The sequence below is a fragment of the Rhodococcus sp. ACS1 genome, from assembly GCF_002300155.1.
Lineage (GTDB): Bacteria > Actinomycetota > Actinomycetes > Mycobacteriales > Mycobacteriaceae > Rhodococcus_F > Rhodococcus_F koreensis.
This window is the reverse complement of sequence record NZ_NSDZ01000010.1, coordinates 589718-608448: the sequence shown is the minus strand read 5'-3', so window position 1 is coordinate 608448 and position 18731 is coordinate 589718. Positions and strand designations below refer to the sequence as shown.

The following is an 18731-nucleotide window of genomic DNA, read 5'->3' as shown; positions in this document are numbered from 1 at the left end:
GTCGCCCCGCGCGCCCTTCTCCATTTAGACGACTGCCAGCGGAAGCGCCGTCGGATGCACCGGCGACGGGAGGTCCGACGCCCCTGTCAGGTACACGTCGACGGCGTGCGCCGCGGACCGGCCCTCCGCGATCGCCCACACGACGAGCGATGCGCCGCGATGTGCGTCCCCGCAGACGAAGACCCCGGGTGCGGTGGTCTGCCAGTCCGGGCCGCAGGAGAGCGCTCCGCGCCGGGTCGGCGACAACCCGTAGTCGTCGAGCAGCGGACCGAGATCGACGCCCTCGAAGCCGATCGCGAAAAGTGCCAGTTCGCACGGCAATTCGATCTCCTCGCCGACCGGCGTGATGATGCGTTTGCCGTCCTCGCGGGTGACTTCGACCTCGGCGAGCACCATGGACCGGACGTTCCCGTTCGCATCGCCGAGGAACCGCTGCACCGCGACCTGGTACCGGCGGACACCGCCCTCGGCGTGCGCGGGCGACGTCCGCAGCACCATCGGCCACGCCGGCCACGGCGTCGCCTCCTCGTCCCGTTCGGTCGGCAACTCCGGGTTGTAGTCCAGCAGGGTCACCGACAGCGCGCCCTGGCGGTGCGCCGTTCCGAGGCAGTCGGCGCCGGTGTCGCCGCCGCCGATGATGACGACGTGTTTGCCCTTGGCGGTGATGTCCGCGGGACCGTCGCCCTCGCATTCCTTGTTCGAGGTGACGAGGTGCTCCATCGCGAGATGAATACCGTTCAGCTCCCGGCCCTCGACGGTGGTGTTGTCGCGGGCCCGCAGCGCACCGATCGCGAGCACGACCGCGTCGAAGTTCGCGCTCATCTGCTCCACGGTGAGGTCGACGCCGACCTCGCAGTCGGTGACGAAGTGGGTTCCCTCGGCGCGCATCTGCATCAGGCGCTGATCGAGAATTGCCTTCTCCATCTTGAATTCCGGGATGCCGTACCGCAGCAGTCCCCCGAGCCGGTCGTCGCGCTCGTAGACGGTGACGTCGTGCCCCGCCCGGGTCAGCTGCTGAGCCGCCGCCAGACCGGCCGGACCGGAACCGACCACCGCGACCTTCCGTCCCGTGGCGATCATCGGCGGTGTGGGCACCACCGTCCCCGACTCCCACGCGACGTCCGCGATGGCCTGCTCGATCCGCTTGATCGTGACACTGCCCGTCGTGTGCGTGTCGGCGAGCGAAAGCACACACGCCGACTCACACGGCGCCGGGCACACCCGGCCCGTGAACTCCGGGAAGTTGTTGGTGGCGTGCAGCCGCTCGCTCGCCGCCGACCAGCGGCCGCGCCGCACGAGGTCGTTCCACTCCGGGATCAGGTTGCCCAGCGGGCAGCCCGCACTTCCCGAGTGGCAGAACGGGATTCCGCAGTCCATGCACCGCGCGGCCTGTTCGGACACCTCGGCGGACCGCTCCGCGGAACTCTGCGGCGCGTACACCTCGTTCCAGTCGTGTATCCGCTCCGCGACCGGACGCTTGCGCGCCTCCTTCTTGACGATGTGCAGAAAGCCCTGGGGATCAGCCACGTGCCGCCTCCATGATCGCGGTGTCGACGTCGAGTCCCTCCGCCTTCGCCATCCGGGTCGCGTCCAGCACCCGCTGGTAGTCCACCGGCATCACCTTCGTGAACAGCGCGGACCGCCGGGGCCAGTCGGCGAGCACCGACGCCGCGACCGCGGAACCGGTCCACCGGTGGTGCCGGGTGACGGCGCCGCGCAACCAGTCCAGATCGTCCGGGTCGGGTTGCATCAGCTTCACCATCGCCTGGTTCACGTCCTCCGGGTCCAGGTCGAGGACGTACGCGATGCCGCCGGACATGCCGGCCGCCATGTTCCGTCCGGTCGGTCCGAGGATCACGACCCGCCCACCCGTCATGTACTCGCAGGCGTGGTCGCCGACACCCTCCACGACGGCGGACGCACCGGAATTGCGCACCGAGAAGCGTTCGCCGACGCGTCCGCGGAGATAGACCTCCCCGGAGGTGGCGCCGTAGAGCAGGGTGTTGCCCGCGATCACCTGCGTCTCCGGGACGAACAGGACGTCGTCGGCGGGACGGACCACGATCCGCCCACCCGACAATCCCTTGCCGACGTAGTCGTTGGCGTCCCCGGTCAGGTCGATGGTGATGCCCGGCGGCAGGAACGCGCCGAGCGACTGCCCCGCCGAGCCGGTGAACGTGAGCCGGATCGTGTCGTCCGGCAGCCCGGCGGCGCCGTAGCGGCGGGTGACCTCCGCGCCGAGCAGCGTGCCGACGGTCCGGTTGACGTTGCGCACCGGCATCTCGATCTCCACGGCGTGGGCGTCCTCGAGGGCACCCTCCGCCAGCTGGATGAGCGTGCGGTCCAGTGCCCGGTCCAGACCGTGGTCCTGGTCGCGGTCCCGGCGCCGCTGCGGCAGCGGCTCCCCGTCCGGCCCGGTGGGCACGGCGAAGATCGGGGTGAGGTCGAGTCCGCGGTTCTTCCAGTGGGCGATCCCCTGCGCGGTCTCGAGGACGTCGGCGTGACCGACGGCCTCGTCGATGCTGCGGAACCCGAGGTTCGCCAGGTACCGGCGCACGTCCTCGGCGACGAACCGGAAGAACTCCTCCACGAATTCCGGTTTGCCGGTGTACCGCTTCCGCAGCTCCGGGTTCTGGGTGGCGACACCGACCGGGCAGGTGTCGAGGTGGCACACCCGCATCATGATGCAGCCCGCCACGATCAGCGGGGCCGTCGAGAACCCGAATTCCTCCGCACCCAGCAGCGCCGCGACCACGACGTCCCGTCCGGTCCGCATCCCGCCGTCGCACTGGACGGTGATGCGATCGCGGAGACCGTTGAGCACGAGTGTCTGCTGGGCGTCGGCCAGCCCGATCTCCCACGGCGCCCCGGCGTGCTTCATCGACGTCAGCGGGGTGGCGCCGGTTCCGCCGTCGTTCCCGGAGATGAGGACCACGTCGGCGTGCGCCTTGCTGACGCCGGCGGCGACGGTTCCCACACCCACCGAGCTGACCAGCTTCACGTGGACCCGGGCCCGGTCGTTGGCGTTCTTCAGATCGTGGATCAGCTGCGCGAGATCCTCGATCGAGTAGATGTCGTGGTGCGGCGGCGGGGAGATCAGCCCGACCCCCGGCGTCGAGTGCCGGGTCTCCGCGACCCACGGATACACCTTGTACGCCGGCAACTGGCCGCCCTCACCGGGCTTGGCGCCCTGCGCCATCTTGATCTGGATGTCGCTGGCGTTGATCAGGTAGTCGCTGGTGACGCCGAACCGCCCGCTCGCCACCTGCTTGACGGCGCTGCGGCGCGACGGATCGTACAGACGGTCGACGTTCTCGCCGCCCTCGCCCGTATTGGAGCGTCCGCCGAGATTGTTCATCGCGACGGCCATCGTCTCGTGGGCCTCGGCGGAGATGGAGCCGTAGCTCATCGCGCCGGTGTTGAACCGGGTGACGATCCGCTCGACCGGTTCCACCTCGTCCAGCGGCACGGGCGGGCGCACGCCCTCGCGGAACGTGAACAGGCCGCGCAGTGCGCCACCGGCCTCGGCCAGCCTGTTCACCTCCTCGCTGTACTTCGCGAACACCTCGTGCCGACCGGTGCGGGTGGCGTGCTGCAGCAGGAAGACCGTCTCCGGGGTGAACAGGTGCAGTTCGCCGTCGCGGCGGAACTGGTACTCGCCGCCGTCCTCGAGCCGCCGGTGGGCGAACTCGGCCGGGTTGTCCGGGTACGCCTGCCGGTGGCGGACGGTGACCTCGCGGGCGATCTCGTCGAGACCGGCGCCGCCCAGCTTGCTGACCGTGCCCGTGAAGTACTCGTGGACGAGGTCGCGGTCCAGGCCGATCGCCTCGAACACCTGCGCCGCGGTGTACGAACCGACGGTGGAGATGCCCATCTTCGACATCACCTTGAGCACACCCTTGCCGAGCGCGGTGAGGTAGTTCCGCACGGCGATCGTGTGCTCGACGCCGGTGAGTTCGCCCTCGGACACGAGGTCCTCGATCGACTCCATCGCGAGGTACGGGTTGACGGCCGCGGCGCCGTACCCGATGAGCAGCGCCAGGTGGTGGACCTCGCGGGCGTCACCGGATTCGACGACCAGCGCCACCTTGGTGCGTTCCTTCGTCCGCACCAGGTGATGGTGCACCGCGGCGACCGCGAGCAGCGACGGGATCGGCGCGCGGGTGTGGTCGGAGTCGCGGTCCGAGATCACCAGCGTCCGGTAGCCGTCCGCGATGGCGGCGCTCGCCTGCGCCCGCAACTCCTCGATCGCCTCGGCCATCCCCGCACCGCCGCGCTCGACGTCGTACAGCGCGCGCAGCACCGCCGCGGCGAGCCCGGGATGGTTGCCGTCCGCGTTCACGTGGATGATCTTGTTCAGCTCTTCGTTGTCGAGCACCGGCCACGGCAGCACGATCTGCCTGCACGACGCCGCGGTCGGCTCGAGCAGATTCTGCTCCGGACCCATGACCCGCGACAGCGACGTCACGATCTCCTCGCGGATCGCGTCGAGCGGCGGGTTCGTGACCTGCGCGAACAGTTCGACGAAGTAGTCGTAGAGCAGCCGCGACCGCTGCGACATGACGGCGATCGGCGTGTCCGTCCCCATCGAACCGAGTGGCTCGCCGCCGGACGTGGCCATCGGGGCGAGCAGGATGCGCAGATCCTCCTCGGTGTACCCGAACGCCACCTGCCGCCGCACCACCGACTCGTGGTTGTGCTGCGCGTGCGGGCGATCCGGCAGCGTCTTCAGTTCGAGCAGACCGGCGTACAGCCACTCGGCGTACGGCCACTCCGCCGCGAGCCGCATCTTGATCTCCTCGTCGGGCACGATGCGGCCCTCGGACGTGTCGACCAGGAACATCTGCCCCGGCTCGAGGCGGCCCTTGGCCACGACCTCCGACTGCGGGACGTCGAGGACACCGCTCTCGCTCGCGAGGACCACCCGCCCGTCGACGGTCTGCCACCAGCGTCCCGGGCGCAGGCCGTTGCGGTCCAGCACGGCGCCGACCACGGTCCCGTCGGTGAACGTCACACACGCCGGTCCGTCCCACGCCTCCATCAGCGACGCGTGGAACTGGTAGAACGCCCGCCGGTCCGGGCACATCGACGTGTCGTTCTCCCACGCCTCCGGCACCATCATCATCACCGCGTGCGCCACGCTGCGGCCGGCGAGGTGCAGCAGTTCGAGCACCTCGTCGAACGACGCCGAATCCGACGCGTCGGGGGTGCAGATCGGATACAGCCTGCGCAGGTCGCCCGGGATCACCGCACTCGACAGCAACGCCTCGCGGGCGCGCATGCGGTTCCGGTTGCCGCGGACCGTGTTGATCTCCCCGTTGTGCGCGACGAACCGGAACGGGTGCGCGAGCGGCCAGGACGGGAACGTGTTGGTCGAGAACCGGCTGTGCACGATCGCGATCGCGCTCGCCATCCGCGGGTCGCGCAGGTCCGGGAAGTACCGCGCCAACTGGGACGTGGTCAGCATTCCCTTGTAGACGATCGTCCGGCTCGACAGCGACGGGAAGTACACGCCGCTGCCCTCCGACTCGATGTCGGGGGTGACCTGCTCGGCCCGCTTGCGCAGCGGGTAGACCAGACGGTCGAGGTCGAGCCCGCCGGGCCGGATCCCGCCGACGGCGGGTCCGGCGACGAACAACTGGCTCATGTGCGGAGCACAGGCGCGGGCCGTCGAGCCGACATCCGCGCCGTCCGGATCGACGGGCACCGGACGCCAGCCGAGGATCTGGAGGCCCTCCTCGTCCGCGAGGTCGGACACGCGTCGTTGCGCGGCCGCCCGCGCCTGCGGGTCCCGCGGGAGGAAGCAGATGCCCGCCGCGTACGTGCTGCTGCCGTCGTCCAGGGGCGCGGGGAGGTCGAACGAGGCGAGAGCCCCGAAGAATTCGGTGGGGAGCTGGAGCAGGATGCCGGCGCCGTCGCCGCTGTTCGGTTCGGATCCCGCCGCGCCGCGGTGCTCGAGATTCTCGAGAGCGAGGAGGCCGTCGGAGACGATGGAGTGGGAGCGGCGGCCGTGCACGTCCGCGACCATGGCGACACCGCAGGAATCGACTTCCTGGTCCGGGTCGTACAAGCCCTGGGGACCGGGCAACTGCGAGAACAGCACCGATATACCTCCACATCGGCCGGGAAGACCACCAGTGTGTGCGCTCCGCACGTGCTGTCGGCGGCCTCCGCTAGCGGGGTCGCCACGACGGGCGCTAACTGCTTTTCGGGGGTCTACCGGGACAGCATCGGCCCGTGAAGGTTGTTACCGGACATACATCCGGCGCGCTCAGCTTACCAGGACCGATACCCGGCAAGATATGCCGAATCGGGCCCGGAACGGGCGGTGGCCCGTGTCGCATCAGCAACACGGGCCACACGGTGTCCGGGGATCGTCACTGGTCCCGCAGGGGCCGTCCGTACTGGTCCTTCACGCTCCCGGTCAGCATCATGATGCCGTCGACCAGCGGCCAGATGCCGCCGATTCCACAGGTCAGCCACGTCACGGCGATCTGCGCCACGGCGATGCCGGGCTGGTTCAGGTAGAACCGCCCGACGCCGAACGCGCCGAGGAAGATCTGCAGCAGCCCGGCGGTCAACTTGGACTTGTCGGAGTACGGCTCACCCGTCAGCGGGTGCCTGCCGAACGGCGCCGACGGATCGGCGTACGCGTTGTAGCCGGGGGCGTACCCGGGCGGCGGGTACCCCTGCTGGGGGTAACCCTGCTGCTGTCCGTACCCCGGCTGCTGGTACCCGGGCTGCTGGTAGTCCTGCGGCGATTGCGGAGCAGCCCCGTACTGCGCGCCGTAATTCGGATCCGGCGCCCCGTAGGTCGGACCGTCCGGCTGCTGGGGCTTCTCGTACCCGGTGTACGGCGCGGTCGGCGAAGTCGGCTCGCCCACGTTCGGGAACGGGGCCGTCGGCTCGGTTCCGCCCGGCGACGGGTAGGTGGGCGTCGACCCCCAGCCCGGGCCGTTACCGACACCCGAATAGGTGTCCCAGCCCGGTCCCGTTCCGGACGACCCCGGTGACGGCGTCGCGTCGGACGTGGCGGGCGGCTGGGACAGCGAGGCCTCGGCGGTGGCGTCGTAGTCGAAGGGCGAGCCGAATTCGGGCGGCAGGCTCGAGTCGCTGCTGTTCTCGGTGCCGTCGCTGCTCTTACCCAGGTCGACCTTGTGTGCGTCCTCGGATGCACCCTTGCCGGAATCGTCGGATGCTTTCCCCGGTTCAGTCATTCGCGTCATCCTTCTTGCTGTCGATGGTCTTCGTGCCCGCATCCCCGCCGGCACTCGCAGTGCTCGCGGCCTTGTCGTCCGATACCGACTCCGATGCGGACGCCTTCCCGTCCTCGTCCCTGCCCTCGACCTTCTTCTCCCCCTTCGCCGGTGCGGTCTCGTCCGGCTCCGCCGGTGCGGTGCCGTCCGCGACCGGTTCGCCGTCGACAGGCCGCAGGTCGGCCGGATCCTCGCGCCCCTTCGTGGCAGCAAAGAAGTACACCACGGCCGCGACGAACACCAGGGCGGAGGTGAACGAGTTCACGCGGACACCGGCGATGAGGCTCGCGTGGTCGCTGCGCATCAATTCGATCCAGAAGCGCCCGGCGCAGTACCCGGCTACGTACAGGGCGAAGAGGCGGCCGTGCCCGATGCGGAATCGGCGATCGACCCACACGAGCAGGATCACGATCAGCACGTTCCACAGTGCCTCGTACAGGAACGTCGGATGCACCACGAACGCGACCTCGCCGGTGGACACCCCGTCGATCAGCTGCGGAGACACCTGGCCGACGTCGTTGCGGCGCTCGAAGATCTCGAGCCCCCACGGAACGTCGGTCTCGCGACCGTAGAGTTCCTGGTTGAAGTAGTTTCCGAGCCGTCCGATCGCCTGCGCGAGCAGGATGGCGGGCGCGACCGCATCGCCGAGCGCCGGCAGCGGGATGCCGCGGCGCCGGCAACCGATCCAGGCACCGACACCGCCGAGCGCCACGGCGCCCCAGATGCCGAGGCCGCCCTGCCACACCTTCAGGGCGTCGACGGGGTCGCCGCCCTCCCCGAAGTACGTCGGCCAGTCGGTCATCACGTGGTAGAGGCGGCCGCCGATCAGGCCGAACGGCACCGCCCAGATGGCGATGTCGAGGACGGTGCCCTTCTCGCCGCCGCGGGCGACCCAGCGACGGTCGCCCCACACGATCGCGACGACGATCCCGACGATGATGAACAGCGCGTACGCGCGCAGGGCCACCGGTCCGACATACCAGACACCTTGGGGCGGACTCGGAATGTAGGCCAGTACGTCCACAGTGGAAGTCACGACGCCACGGTAGCGGAGCGAACGCCCTCGGCGAGTTCCTCCGTCAGCGAGCGCACCGCGTCCAGACCGCTCTCCGCCGCGGTGACCAGCGCGGATCCGACGATGACCGCGTCGGCGTAGGCGGCGATCTCGGCGGCCTGCGCGCCGGAGCGGACACCCAGTCCGACACCCACCGGAATGTCCGAGTGGGCGCGGATGCGGGCCGTCAGTTCGGGTGCCATCGACGACACGGCGTCACGGGCGCCGGTGACACCCATCGTGGACGCGGCGTAGACGAACCCGCTGCTGGCGTCGAGGGTGATCGCGAGACGCTCCTCGGTCGACGACGGCGCGACGAGGAAGATCCGGTCGAGGTCGTGTTCCTTCGACGCCGCGATCCACTCGCCGGCTTCCTCGGGGATGAGGTTGGGGGTGATCAGCCCGAGGCCGCCTGCGCTCGCCAGATCGCGGGCGAACTTGTCGACGCCGTACTGCAGAACCGGATTCCAGTACGTCATCACGACGGCCTTGCCGCCGACGGAGGCGATCGCCTCGACCACCGTGAACACGTCGCGTACCCGGACGCCGTTCTTCAGCGCCGTCTCGGCCGCCGCCTGAATGGTGGGTCCGTCCATCACCGGGTCGGAGTAGGCTATGCCGACCTCGACGATGTCGCAACCGGATTCGACCATCGCCTTGAACACGTCGATGGATTCCTGCACGGTCGGGAACCCGGCCGGGAGGTACCCGACGAGCGCGGCACGCTTCTCCTCGCGGCACTGCGCGAACGTCGGGGCGAGGCGCGAGAGTCGTTCGCTCACTTGGCCGAACCTTCCTTGTCAGTCGTGGTGGTCTCGGTCGAGTCGTCCGGATCGAACAGTCCGAACCACTTGGCTGCCGTGTCCATGTCCTTGTCGCCGCGCCCGGACAGGCTGACGACGATGATCGCGCCCTCCCCCAGTTCGCGGCCCAGTCGCAGTGCACCGGCGACGGCGTGGGCGGACTCGATGGCCGGGATGATGCCCTCACGCTCGGACAGCAGACGCAGCGCGTCCATGGCCTCCGAGTCGGTGACCGGCTCGTAGGTGGCGCGGCCGATGTCTTTGAGGAGCGCGTGTTCCGGGCCGACCCCGGGGTAGTCGAGGCCCGCGGAGATCGAGTGCGACTCGATGGTCTGGCCGTCCTCGTCCTGCAGCAGGTACGAGTACGCGCCCTGGAACGCGCCCGGGGTGCCTCCCGCGAACGTGGCGGCGTGCCTTCCGGTCTCGACGCCGTCACCGGCGGCCTCGTACCCGACCAGTCGCACGGACGGGTCGTCGAGGAAGGCGTGGAAGATGCCGATGGCGTTGGACCCGCCGCCGACGCACGCCGTCACGGCGTCGGGCAGCCGGCCGGTCAGCGCCTGCACCTGGACCCGCGTCTCGAGACCGACGACGCGCTGGAAGTCGCGGACGATGGTCGGGAACGGGTGCGGTCCGGCGGCGGTGCCGAAGCAGTAGTAGGTGTTGTGGGCGTTGGTGACCCAGTCGCGCAGCGCCTCGTTGATCGCGTCCTTCAGGGTCCTCGACCCCGACTCGACGGACACGACCGCCGATCCGAGCAGCCGCATGCGGGCGACGTTCAGCGCCTGCCGCTCGGTGTCGACGGCGCCCATGTAGATGATGCATTCCAGACCGAGGAGCGCGCAGGCGGTGGCGGTGGCCACGCCGTGCTGGCCGGCACCGGTTTCTGCGATGATGCGGGTCTTGCCCATGCGCTTGGCGAGCAGCACCTGCCCGAGCACGTTGTTGATCTTGTGCGAGCCGGTGTGGTTGAGGTCTTCGCGCTTGAGGATCAGCCGCGCCCCACCGGCGAACTCGCTCATCCGCGTCGCCTCGAAGATCGGGGACGGACGGCCGGTGTAGTCGCGCTGGAGGCGGTCGAGTTCGTTCAGGAACGACTCGTCGCCGCGCGCCTTCTCGTACTCGGCGGTGACCTCCTCGATCACCGCCATCAGGGCCTCCGGCACATGCCGTCCGCCGTACACGCCGAAGTGTCCTCCGGCATCGGGGTCGTGCGTCGTACGCTCGGCGATTCCGGCGCTGGCAGGCGGCAGATTGCCACCCTTGAAGACGGTTTCCTGATTACGTGAAGTCACAGGTCCAGTCTGCCTCGAGGCCGGGTTCCGCCGCCGTCCGGGTCAGGTCCGCCGGGGCTACCTCAGCGCGACGGCTTGGGGCAGGACGGGTGCGCGCCGGCGTTGACCAGATCGGCCACCGCCTTGCGCGGATCACCGCTGGTGACGAGGCCTTCGCCGACCAGCACCGCGTCGGCTCCCGCACCGGCGTACGCCAGCAGGTCGGCCGTGCCGCGCACCCCGGACTCCGCGATCTTGATGATCTCGGTGGGCAGCCCGGGAGCGATCTCGCCGAACGTGTTCTTGTCGACCTCGAGCGTCTTGAGGTTGCGCGCGTTGACACCGATGACCTTGGCGCCCGCCTCGATCGCCCGGTTCGCTTCTTCCTCGGTGTGGACCTCGACGAGGGCCGTCATACCCAGCGACTCCGTCCGGTCGATCAGCGACGCGAGCGCGTCCTGCTCGAGGGCGGCGACGATGAGCAGCACCATGTCGGCGCCGTGCGCGCGGGCCTCGTGGATCTGGTACGGCCCGACGATGAAGTCCTTGCGGAGGATCGGGATGCTCACCGCGCGGCGGACGGCGTCGAGGTCCGCGAGGGACCCCTGGAACCGGCGCTCCTCGGTGAGCACGCTGATCACGCGGGCGCCACCGGCCTGGTAGGCGGCGGCCAGTTCGGCGGGATCGGCGATGTCGGCGAGCGCACCCTTCGAGGGGCTGGCGCGCTTGACCTCGGCGATGACTCCGATGCCCGGCTCGAGCAGGGCGGCCGCGGCATCGAGGGCCGGCGGTGCGGCGGCGGCGGCAGCCTTGACTGCGGCGAAGTCAAGGACGGCTTCGCGGGCGGCGACGTCGGCGCGCACCCCGTCGAGAATCGAGTCGAGAACGGTCATCGTGGCCCGAGTCCTTTCTGGGCAGAAACCCGATGTGAGGAACATCATCAGGGGTGAAGCCAGCCTAGATGGCACTCTGATTGTGTTTACGTCCGGGTACCCGGGTCATCGTCCGAACCGTCAACTTGGTCGACAGGTTCGGCTTTCTTGTCTTCCACCGTGGGGTCCTCCCCCGCGTCCAGGGCGTCCCAGAGCATGCGCTGGGTGACGGGACCGTCGGCGGAATCGGCACCGGCCTTCTTCGCTGCGTCACGTCGCGCACCCGGGCTGTCGTACTTGGAGGACAACCCCGCCCGCACCCTCGGCCTGCGGACCAGTTCCACCGCGGCGGCGAGCGCCGCCAGGGCCCCCACCAGCACGAAAACGGCGGGTCCGGCGTGCACGGACACCGACTGGACCTCGGCCCGGCCCGGCAGCTCGGCCAGCCGAGCCGCCTCGTCGTCGGAGGCGCCGGACACGAGCAACCCCACCGCCGGGACGGCGGCCGCGACGGCCACCACCGCGACGAGCACACCCAGCACGCGCAGGGCCCAGCCCTTCACGGCGAACGACGCGGCGATCGCGGCGACCAGGGTCAGCGCCAGCGGCGTGAGCGCCGCCGCCCACGTGCCGCCCACGAGCACCGACGTGCGTTCCTCGCCGAGCCCGTCGGAGGAGGTGACCTCCACCCACGTCATCCGTGAGGCGCCCCACAGGCACACTGCGGCGACGGCGAGGAGCAGCACCGCGATCATCGATCGGCGGCGCCCCGCCCGCGCGGGGTCCCGGGCCGGCTCCGACGCGTCGCTCACTGCGTGTCGCCTCCCAGGGTCTTCAGCGTGTGCGCCGCCGCGATCGCGCTGAGCACCGCCATCGCCTTGTTTCGCGCCTCGGTGTCCTCGTATTCGGGGTTCGAGTCGGCGACGACGCCCGCGCCTGCCTGGACGTACCCGATGCCGTCCTTGATCAGGGCGGTGCGGATCGCGATGGCCGTGTCGGCGTCGCCCGCGAAGTCGAGGTACCCGATGATGCCGCCGTAGATGCCGCGGCGGGTGGGTTCGAGTTCCTCGATCAGCTGCATCGCCCTGACCTTCGGCGCTCCCGACAGGGTTCCCGCCGGGAAGCAGGCGGTGACGGCGTCGAGGGCCTGCTTGCCGTCCGCGAGGTGACCGGTGACGGTGGAGACGAGATGCATCACGTGGCTGTACCGCTCGATGTGGCGGTAGTCGTGGACCTTCACCGTGCCCGGTTCGCAGACGCGCCCCAGGTCGTTGCGACCCAGGTCCACGAGCATCAGGTGCTCCGCGTTCTCCTTCTCGTCGGCGAGCAGGTCTTTCTCGAGCAGGATGTCCTCCTCCTCGGTGTGCCCGCGCCACCGGGTGCCCGCGATCGGGTGCGTGGTGGCCACGCCTTCCGACACGGTCACCAGCGCCTCCGGGCTCGAGCCGACGATCGAGAACGCGGTCTCGTCGTCGCCGTTCGGCACGTTGAGGAGGTACATGTACGGGCTGGGGTTGGACGCGCGCAGCATCCGGTAGACGTCGATCGGGTCGGCGGTGCAGTCGATCTCGAAGCGCTGCGACAGCACCACCTGGAAGGCCTCGCCGGCCTCGATGTCGCCGACGAGTTTCTGCACGTCGGCGCCGAACCCTTCGGTGGTGCGCTGACGGCGGTAGTCGGGGGCGGGTTTCGCGAACGTGGACACGGTCGACGACGCCGGGGCCGACAGGGCGTGTGTCATCCGGTCCAGCCGCTCCACCGCGGAGTCGTAGGCCTCGTCGACGCGTTCGTCCGTGCCGTCCCAGTTGACGGCGTTGGCGATCAGGGTGATGGCGCCCTCATGGTGGTCGACGGCCGCGAGATCCGTCGCCAGCAGCATCACCATCTCGGGGATCTGCAGGTCGTCGGTGGCGTGCTCGCCGATGCGCTCGATGCGCCGCACCGCGTCGTACCCGAGGAAGCCGACCATGCCGCCGGTCAGCGGCGGCAGATCGGGCAGCCGCTCGCTTCGGAGTAGTTCGAGGGTCTGGCCGAGGGCGGCGATCGGATCGCCGCCGGACGGCGCGCCCGCGGGAACGTTGCCGTACCAGGCTGCTTCACCGTCGATGACGGTCAGTGCGGCGGGACTGCCCGCGCCGATGAACGACCATCGCGACCACGATCGGCCGTTCTCCGCCGACTCGAGCAGGAAGGTGCCGGGCCGGTTCGCCGCCAGCTTGGTGTAAGCAGACAACGGTGTTTCCGCGTCTGCCAGCACCTTGCGCGTCACCGGGACGACCCGGTGTTCGGCGGCGAGAGCGTGGAACTGCTCACGTGTGGTGGTCGAGTCGGACCCGCCGTCGGCCGGGGTGGCGGCGGACTCGGGTGCGGGAATCGTGGTGGGCTCGCCGTGCATGCCGACCATCATCCCAGGCGCACTCGCACCGTCTGCGTGCGCGGGTAGCCTCGGCACCCATGAAGCCAGGTCAGCTCGCACCGGAATTCACCCTGCCCGATCAGGACGGCATCGAACGATCGCTGTCGAGCCTCCTCGAGGACGGCCCCCTCGTGCTGTTCTTCTACCCCGCGGCGTCGACGCCGGTCTGCACCGCCGAGGCCTGCCACTTCCGGGACCTCGGAACGGAGTTCTCCGCCGTGGGGGCGTCGCGCGCCGGGATCAGCACCGATGCGGTGGCGAAGCAGGCGTCGTTCGCGCAGGCGCAGTCCTTCGATTACCCGCTGCTGTCGGACGCCGACGGAGCCGTCGCGGAGCAGTTCGGCGTGCGCCGCGGACTGCTCGGCAAACTCGCCCCGGTCAAGCGGTCGACGTTTGTCATCGACACCGACCGCACCGTGCTCGAGGTCATCTCGAGCGAGTTCCGCGCGAACACGCACGGTGATCAGGCACTAGCCTTCCTCCGGACGCGTCAGGACACCTGAATCGACCGCTTGGCCAGTCCCATCCAGAAACCGTCGATCACCTGCCGGGGAATCTGCTCGGGGTCGCTCGACGCGCCGAGCGTGACGAAGAGCGGCGCGAAGTGCTCGATCGTCGGGTGTGCGTAGGGCATGCCCGGCGCGAGCGAGCGGAAATCGATCAGCGAATCCACGTCGCCCGCGGCGAGACGCTCGTCCGCCCAGGCGTCGAACTCCGAGGACCAGCCCGGCGCCTTCGCGTCGGGTGACGGGTCGCGCAGGAACGGCAGTCCGTGGGTGGTGAATCCGGACCCGACGATCAGCACGCCCTGCTCGCGCAGGGGACGCAGCCGCTCACCGAGGTGCAGCAGCCGTTGCGGATCGAGGGTCGGTAGCGAGATCTGGAGGACCGGGATGTCGGCATCGGGGTACATGACCGTCAACGGCACGTAGGCGCCGTGGTCGAGGCCGCGATGCGGCTGGTGCGACACGGTCTCGTCGTCCGGCATCAGGGACACGACCTGCGCCGCGAGTTCGGGGGCGCCGGGCGACTCGTACGTGGTCCGGTAGAACCGTTCGGGGAAGCCCCCGAAGTCGTAGACGAGGGGGGTGCCGGTGGTGGTGGATCCGATCGTGAGCGGCGCCGATTCCCAATGTGCCGACACCATGAGAATGGCCTTGGGCCGTGGCAGGTCGCCCGCCCACTTCGCCAGCTGCGACACCCACAGGTCGCTGTCCACCAGCGGTGGCGCACCATGGCTGAGGAACAGTGCGGGCATGGTGGCGGTCATCGCGACTCCTTCGGATCGAGATCCCTCATCGAGGACGCCGGCCGGATCACCGCCGCCTCAATGTTGAACCTTCAAGTTACTATAGGAGTCAACCCGTGGGCGCGGCAACTATTCCCCGGGCACGAATCGGCCCCGCGGCGTGCTAACTATGGAGGACACGCTGCACACGCGTGGAGCGACGTACGGACGGAGGACACCACCGATGAGTGGTAACGACGAGGGCACGTCGACAGAGCCCGGCACCCGATGGCTCGACGCAGAGCAGCAGGAGGCCTGGCTCACCCTCATCGCACTGGTCACCCGGCTCCCCGCCGCACTGGACACCCAGCTTCAACGCGACTCGGCACTCACCCACTTCGAGTACTTCGTCCTCGCCTCACTGTCCGGCGAATCGAACCGGCGCCTGCAGCTGTCCCTGCTCGCACAGCGCGCCAACGCGTCCCTGTCCCGGCTGTCCCACGTCGTCACCAAAATGGAGAAAGCCGGCTGGGTGCGCCGCGAAAGCATCCGCGGCAGCCGCGGCTCCGACGCCGTCCTCACCGACGAAGGCATGGCCAAGGTCGTCGAGGCCGCGCCGCCGCACGTCGAATCCGTCCGGTCACTGATCTTCGACGGCCTCTCCGCCGACCAGGTCCGTCAACTGTCCGAACTGTCCGGCGCCATGCTCACCCAACTCGACAAGAGCATCGCCTCGGGAACCGGCAAGGCCTGACCGCCGCTCACCCCAGCGGCGTCCCGACAGCTCACCCCAGCGGCGTCCCGACAGCTCACCCCAGCGGCGTCCCGACAGCTCACCCCAGCGGCGTCCCGACAGCTCACCCCAGCGGCGTCCCGACAGCTCACCCCAGCGGCGTCCCGACAGCTCACCCCAGCGGCGTCCCGCCGACTCCCCAGCTGTCGCGCGGCACCTCGGTGATCGTCACCCACACCGTCGCCGCATTCTTACCCGTCGCGTCGGCGTACGCCTTCGTGACGGCCTCGATCGTGGCACGCTTCTGCTCCGCCGTGAGCCCCGGCGTCTGACTGATCTGAATAAGTGGCATGCGGACATCCTGCCCGAGGGCATACGAACATCCCGCCGAGGGCCGCTGCGCTAGTCGGCGGCGAGCAGGACGTCCGAGTCGAAGCAGGTGTGCGTGCCCGTGTGGCACGCCGCCCCCTCCTGGTCGACGACGAGCAGCACGGTGTCGCCGTCGCAGTCGAGCCGCACCTCGTGGACGTACTGCGTGTGACCGGACGTCTCGCCCTTCACCCAGTACTGCTGACGGGAGCGGGAATAGTACGTGCCCTTACGGGTCTCGAGGGTGCGTGCGAGCGCCTCGTCGTCCATCCACGCCACCATCAGGACGTCGCCCGTCGACCTTTCCTGCGCGACGGCACTGAACAGTCCCGCCTCGTTGCGCTTGAGCCGTGACGCGATGGCCGGGTCGAGACTCATCGGACGGTGATCCCTTCTGCACGCATGGACTTCTTGACGTCGCCGATCGTCATGTCGCCGAAGTGGAAGACACTGGCGGCGAGGACGGCGTCCGCGCCGGCTCCGACGGCGGGTGCGAAGTGCTCGACGGCGCCCGCTCCCCCACTGGCGATCACCGGCACGTGCACGGCGGCGCGGACCGCGCGGATCATCGGCAGGTCGAAACCGGCCTTCGTGCCGTCCGCGTCCATCGAGTTGAGCAGGATCTCCCCTACGCCCAGTTCGGCGCCGCGGACCGCCCACTCGACCGCGTCGATGCCGGTGCTGCGCTTGCCGCCGTGGGTCGTGACCTCCCACCCCGACGGTGTGTCCGGTTGGCCCTGCGGCACGGTGCGCGCGTCCACCGACAGCACGATGCACTGGGAGCCGAACCGTTCGCTCAGTTCGCGGAGCAACTCGGGCCGCGCGATCGCGGCGGTGTTGACGCTCACCTTGTCGGCGCCGGCACGCAGCAACCGGTCGACGTCCTCGACGGTGCGGACACCGCCGCCGACCGTGAGCGGGATGAACACCTGTTCCGCCGTCCGGCTGACCACGTCGAGCATGGTGCCCCGGTCGGCGGTCGACGCGGTGACGTCGAGGAACGTGAGCTCATCGGCGCCCTGGGCGTCGTACGCGGCCGCCAGTTCGACGGGGTCGCCCGCGTCCCGCAGGTTCTCGAAGTTGACGCCCTTGACGACGCGTCCGGCATCGACGTCCAGACACGGGATCACTCGAACCGCCAGAGTCATTGCGTACGCCCTCCTGAAGGCTCGGAACGGGGATCACCCAGTGATCCGAGGATATCGAGAATTTCGCCGTGCACCCCGGGCGCTCCGGCGAGCACCGAATCGGACGTCACCGTCCAGGGCTTGCCGCCCAGATCGGTCACCACACCGCCCGCGGCGCGCACCAGCGCCACACCGGCCGCGTTGTCCCACGCATTGTGGCCGAACACCACCGCACCGCCGAGTATTCCGGCCGCGGTGAACGCGAGGTCGACGCCGGTGGACCCGTGGATCCGGATCCGCGAGGACACCCGGCTGAGCTGCGCGAGGACCTGCAGCCGGTACGCGCCGGGGATCCGCCCGCGACTGTCGATGTTCAGCGCCCCCAAGCCCACGATCGACGACGCCAGCGACGTGCGGCCGAGACTCGGCAGCGGCTGACCGCCCTCGAGCAACGGGCCGTCCGCGACGGCCGCGTAGCGCCGCCCGACGAGCGGCAGCCACGTGAGACCGAGAACGGGAACCCCGTCGTCGAGGAGCGCGAGCAGCGTGCCCGCGGTGGGCAGACCGGCCGAATAGTTGAAGGTGCCGTCGATGGGGTCGAGCACCCAGACGGGTCCACTGTCGAGGTCGGGTCCGCCGAACTCCTCGCCGTGGACGTCGATGCCGGTCCGGTCACGCAGCTCGCCGGTCAGCCGCTTCTCGAGTTCGAGGTCGACGGCGGTCGCGAAATCGTCGGGGCCCTTGTGGACGGCGCTGGGCGCACCCACCCCGGAGACGAACCGGTCGTGCACTCCGTCGAGCAGCTCACTGGCAACGGCGAGGAGTTCCCGGGGATCGCGGGACAGGGCCATGGCGCGAACTCAGCCCGAGACCGCGGCGAGCGCCTCGGGGAGGGTGAACCGCCCCGCGTACAGCGCCTTGCCGACGATGGATCCCTCGACGCCCTGGTCGACGAGTCCGGCGATCGCCCGGAGGTCGTCGATGGTGGACACACCACCCGAGGCGACGACGGGGGCGTCGGTGGCCGCGCAGACCTGCGCGAGGAGTTCGAGATTGGGGCCGGTGAGAGTGCCGTCCTTGCTCACGTCGGTGACGACGTAGCGGGAGCAGCCGTCCTTGTCGAGCCGGGCGAGGGTCTCCCACAGGTTCCCGCCCTCGGTGACCCACCCGCGGCCGCGAAGCTGGTACTCACCGTCGACGAGGCGCACGTCGAGACCGACGGCGATCTTCTCGCCGTACTTGGCGATGGCGCGGGCACACCACTCGGGGTTCTCGATGGCGGCGGTGCCGAGGTTGACGCGACCGCAGCCGGTGGCCAGTGCGGCCTCGAGCGACGCGTCGTCGCGGATTCCGCCGGACAGTTCCACCTGAACGTCGAGTTCCCCCACCACGTCGGCGAGGAGTTCACGGTTCGAGCCGCGACCGAAGGCGGCGTCGAGGTCGACGATGTGGACCCACTCGGCACCGTCGTTCTGCCATGCGAGGGCGGCATCACGAGGCGAGCCGTATCCGGTCTCGCTTCCTGCCTCCCCCTGGACGAGGCGAACAGCTTCACCGTTGACGACATCTACAGCAGGCAAAAGGACCAGGCTCACGTGC

The 18731-nt window shown here is 69.7% G+C and carries 17 protein-coding genes; 2 read left to right on the top strand and 15 right to left on the bottom strand.

What is annotated here, in order from left to right; genetic code table 11:
* Nucleotides 1–24: 24 nt before the first annotated feature.
* From CJ179_RS41200 to CJ179_RS41160, 9 genes are all read right to left on the bottom strand, one after another.
* The gene (locus CJ179_RS41200) at nucleotides 25–1527 is read right to left on the bottom strand and encodes a glutamate synthase subunit beta (RefSeq protein WP_072945210.1); all 1503 of its coding nucleotides are present in this window, start codon (nucleotides 1525–1527) and stop codon (nucleotides 25–27) included.
* On the bottom strand, nucleotides 1520–6103 hold the full coding sequence (gene gltB / locus CJ179_RS41195) for a glutamate synthase large subunit (RefSeq protein ID WP_095865274.1): 4584 nt from the start codon (nucleotides 6101–6103) through the stop codon (nucleotides 1520–1522). Before gltB ends, CJ179_RS41200 begins: the two co-directional genes overlap by 8 nt.
* Nucleotides 6104–6377: 274 nt before the next feature.
* Complete coding sequence (locus tag CJ179_RS41190; protein WP_072945214.1) at nucleotides 6378–7217, bottom strand: TM2 domain-containing protein; 840 nt, start codon at nucleotides 7215–7217, stop codon at nucleotides 6378–6380.
* Nucleotides 7210–8292 (bottom strand): prolipoprotein diacylglyceryl transferase, encoded by a 1083-nt coding sequence (lgt, locus tag CJ179_RS41185; protein WP_095865273.1) that lies wholly within the window; start codon nucleotides 8290–8292, stop codon nucleotides 7210–7212. The genes CJ179_RS41190 and lgt overlap by 8 nt, the downstream gene beginning before the upstream one ends.
* Nucleotides 8289–9092 (bottom strand): tryptophan synthase subunit alpha, encoded by an 804-nt coding sequence (gene trpA, locus CJ179_RS41180; protein WP_072945218.1) that lies wholly within the window; start codon nucleotides 9090–9092, stop codon nucleotides 8289–8291. Before trpA ends, lgt begins: the two co-directional genes overlap by 4 nt.
* Nucleotides 9089–10408: a tryptophan synthase subunit beta gene (gene trpB, locus CJ179_RS41175; protein ID WP_072945220.1), complete on the bottom strand. Its 1320-nt coding sequence runs from the start codon at nucleotides 10406–10408 to the stop codon at nucleotides 9089–9091. The genes trpA and trpB overlap by 4 nt, the downstream gene beginning before the upstream one ends.
* 62 nt (nucleotides 10409–10470) lie before the next feature.
* Nucleotides 10471–11280: an indole-3-glycerol phosphate synthase TrpC gene (gene trpC, locus CJ179_RS41170; RefSeq protein ID WP_012687986.1), complete on the bottom strand. Its 810-nt coding sequence runs from the start codon at nucleotides 11278–11280 to the stop codon at nucleotides 10471–10473.
* 86 nt (nucleotides 11281–11366) lie between these two features.
* Nucleotides 11367–12071 (bottom strand): TIGR02234 family membrane protein, encoded by a 705-nt coding sequence (locus tag CJ179_RS41165; protein WP_095865272.1) that lies wholly within the window; start codon nucleotides 12069–12071, stop codon nucleotides 11367–11369.
* Entirely contained in the window at nucleotides 12068–13654 is a 1587-nt protein-coding gene (locus CJ179_RS41160) for an anthranilate synthase component I (RefSeq protein ID WP_179377865.1), read from the bottom strand. Before CJ179_RS41160 ends, CJ179_RS41165 begins: the two co-directional genes overlap by 4 nt.
* A 59-nt stretch (nucleotides 13655–13713) precedes the next feature.
* Between CJ179_RS41160 and CJ179_RS41155 the strand changes: the two genes are divergently transcribed.
* Nucleotides 13714–14178: a peroxiredoxin gene (locus tag CJ179_RS41155; protein ID WP_072945224.1), complete on the top strand. Its 465-nt coding sequence runs from the start codon at nucleotides 13714–13716 to the stop codon at nucleotides 14176–14178.
* On the opposite strand, the gene CJ179_RS41150 is transcribed toward CJ179_RS41155, so the two are convergent.
* Complete coding sequence (locus tag CJ179_RS41150; protein WP_072945226.1) at nucleotides 14166–14945, bottom strand: dioxygenase; 780 nt, start codon at nucleotides 14943–14945, stop codon at nucleotides 14166–14168. The two genes, CJ179_RS41155 and CJ179_RS41150, sit on opposite strands and share 13 nt — an antisense overlap.
* A gap of 202 nt (nucleotides 14946–15147) precedes the next feature.
* Between CJ179_RS41150 and CJ179_RS41145 the strand changes: the two genes are divergently transcribed.
* A complete protein-coding gene (locus CJ179_RS41145) occupies nucleotides 15148–15657 on the top strand; it encodes a MarR family winged helix-turn-helix transcriptional regulator (RefSeq protein WP_072945229.1) in 510 nt (169 codons plus the stop codon).
* 151 nt (nucleotides 15658–15808) lie between these two features.
* Here the strand turns inward: CJ179_RS41145 and CJ179_RS41140 are convergent, their stop codons facing one another.
* From CJ179_RS41140 to priA, 5 genes are read right to left on the bottom strand one after another with little or no spacing between them, the layout of a single operon-like run.
* Nucleotides 15809–15988, bottom strand: a complete 180-nt coding sequence (locus CJ179_RS41140; protein ID WP_072945232.1) for a 2-hydroxymuconate tautomerase family protein — start codon at nucleotides 15986–15988, stop codon at nucleotides 15809–15811.
* A gap of 50 nt (nucleotides 15989–16038) precedes the next feature.
* Nucleotides 16039–16383: a phosphoribosyl-AMP cyclohydrolase gene (gene hisI, locus CJ179_RS41135; RefSeq protein WP_095865270.1), complete on the bottom strand. Its 345-nt coding sequence runs from the start codon at nucleotides 16381–16383 to the stop codon at nucleotides 16039–16041.
* Complete coding sequence (gene hisF / locus CJ179_RS41130; RefSeq protein WP_072945236.1) at nucleotides 16380–17153, bottom strand: imidazole glycerol phosphate synthase subunit HisF; 774 nt, start codon at nucleotides 17151–17153, stop codon at nucleotides 16380–16382. The genes hisI and hisF overlap by 4 nt, the downstream gene beginning before the upstream one ends.
* Complete coding sequence (locus tag CJ179_RS41125; protein ID WP_095865269.1) at nucleotides 17150–17983, bottom strand: inositol monophosphatase family protein; 834 nt, start codon at nucleotides 17981–17983, stop codon at nucleotides 17150–17152. Before CJ179_RS41125 ends, hisF begins: the two co-directional genes overlap by 4 nt.
* Nucleotides 17984–17992: 9 nt before the next feature.
* Nucleotides 17993–18727: a bifunctional 1-(5-phosphoribosyl)-5-((5-phosphoribosylamino)methylideneamino)imidazole-4-carboxamide isomerase/phosphoribosylanthranilate isomerase PriA gene (gene priA / locus CJ179_RS41120; RefSeq protein ID WP_005247511.1), complete on the bottom strand. Its 735-nt coding sequence runs from the start codon at nucleotides 18725–18727 to the stop codon at nucleotides 17993–17995.
* Between the last annotated feature and the right edge of the window lie 4 nt (nucleotides 18728–18731).

Coding starts and splice junctions, on each gene's coding strand:
- CJ179_RS41190 (WP_072945214.1), bottom strand. CDS start 7,217: ATGACTGAACCGGGGAAAGCATCCGACGATTCCGGCAAGGGTGCATCC.
- trpC (WP_012687986.1), bottom strand. CDS start 11,280: ATGACCGTTCTCGACTCGATTCTCGACGGGGTGCGCGCCGACGTCGCC.
- CJ179_RS41160 (WP_179377865.1), bottom strand. CDS start 13,654: ATGCACGGCGAGCCCACCACGATTCCCGCACCCGAGTCCGCCGCCACC.
- CJ179_RS41155 (WP_072945224.1), top strand. CDS start 13,714: ATGAAGCCAGGTCAGCTCGCACCGGAATTCACCCTGCCCGATCAGGAC.
- CJ179_RS41150 (WP_072945226.1), bottom strand. CDS start 14,945: ATGACCGCCACCATGCCCGCACTGTTCCTCAGCCATGGTGCGCCACCG.
- CJ179_RS41145 (WP_072945229.1), top strand. CDS start 15,148: ATGAGTGGTAACGACGAGGGCACGTCGACAGAGCCCGGCACCCGATGG.
- CJ179_RS41140 (WP_072945232.1), bottom strand. CDS start 15,988: ATGCCACTTATTCAGATCAGTCAGACGCCGGGGCTCACGGCGGAGCAG.
- hisI (WP_095865270.1), bottom strand. CDS start 16,383: ATGAGTCTCGACCCGGCCATCGCGTCACGGCTCAAGCGCAACGAGGCG.
- hisF (WP_072945236.1), bottom strand. CDS start 17,153: ATGACTCTGGCGGTTCGAGTGATCCCGTGTCTGGACGTCGATGCCGGA.
- CJ179_RS41125 (WP_095865269.1), bottom strand. CDS start 17,983: ATGGCCCTGTCCCGCGATCCCCGGGAACTCCTCGCCGTTGCCAGTGAG.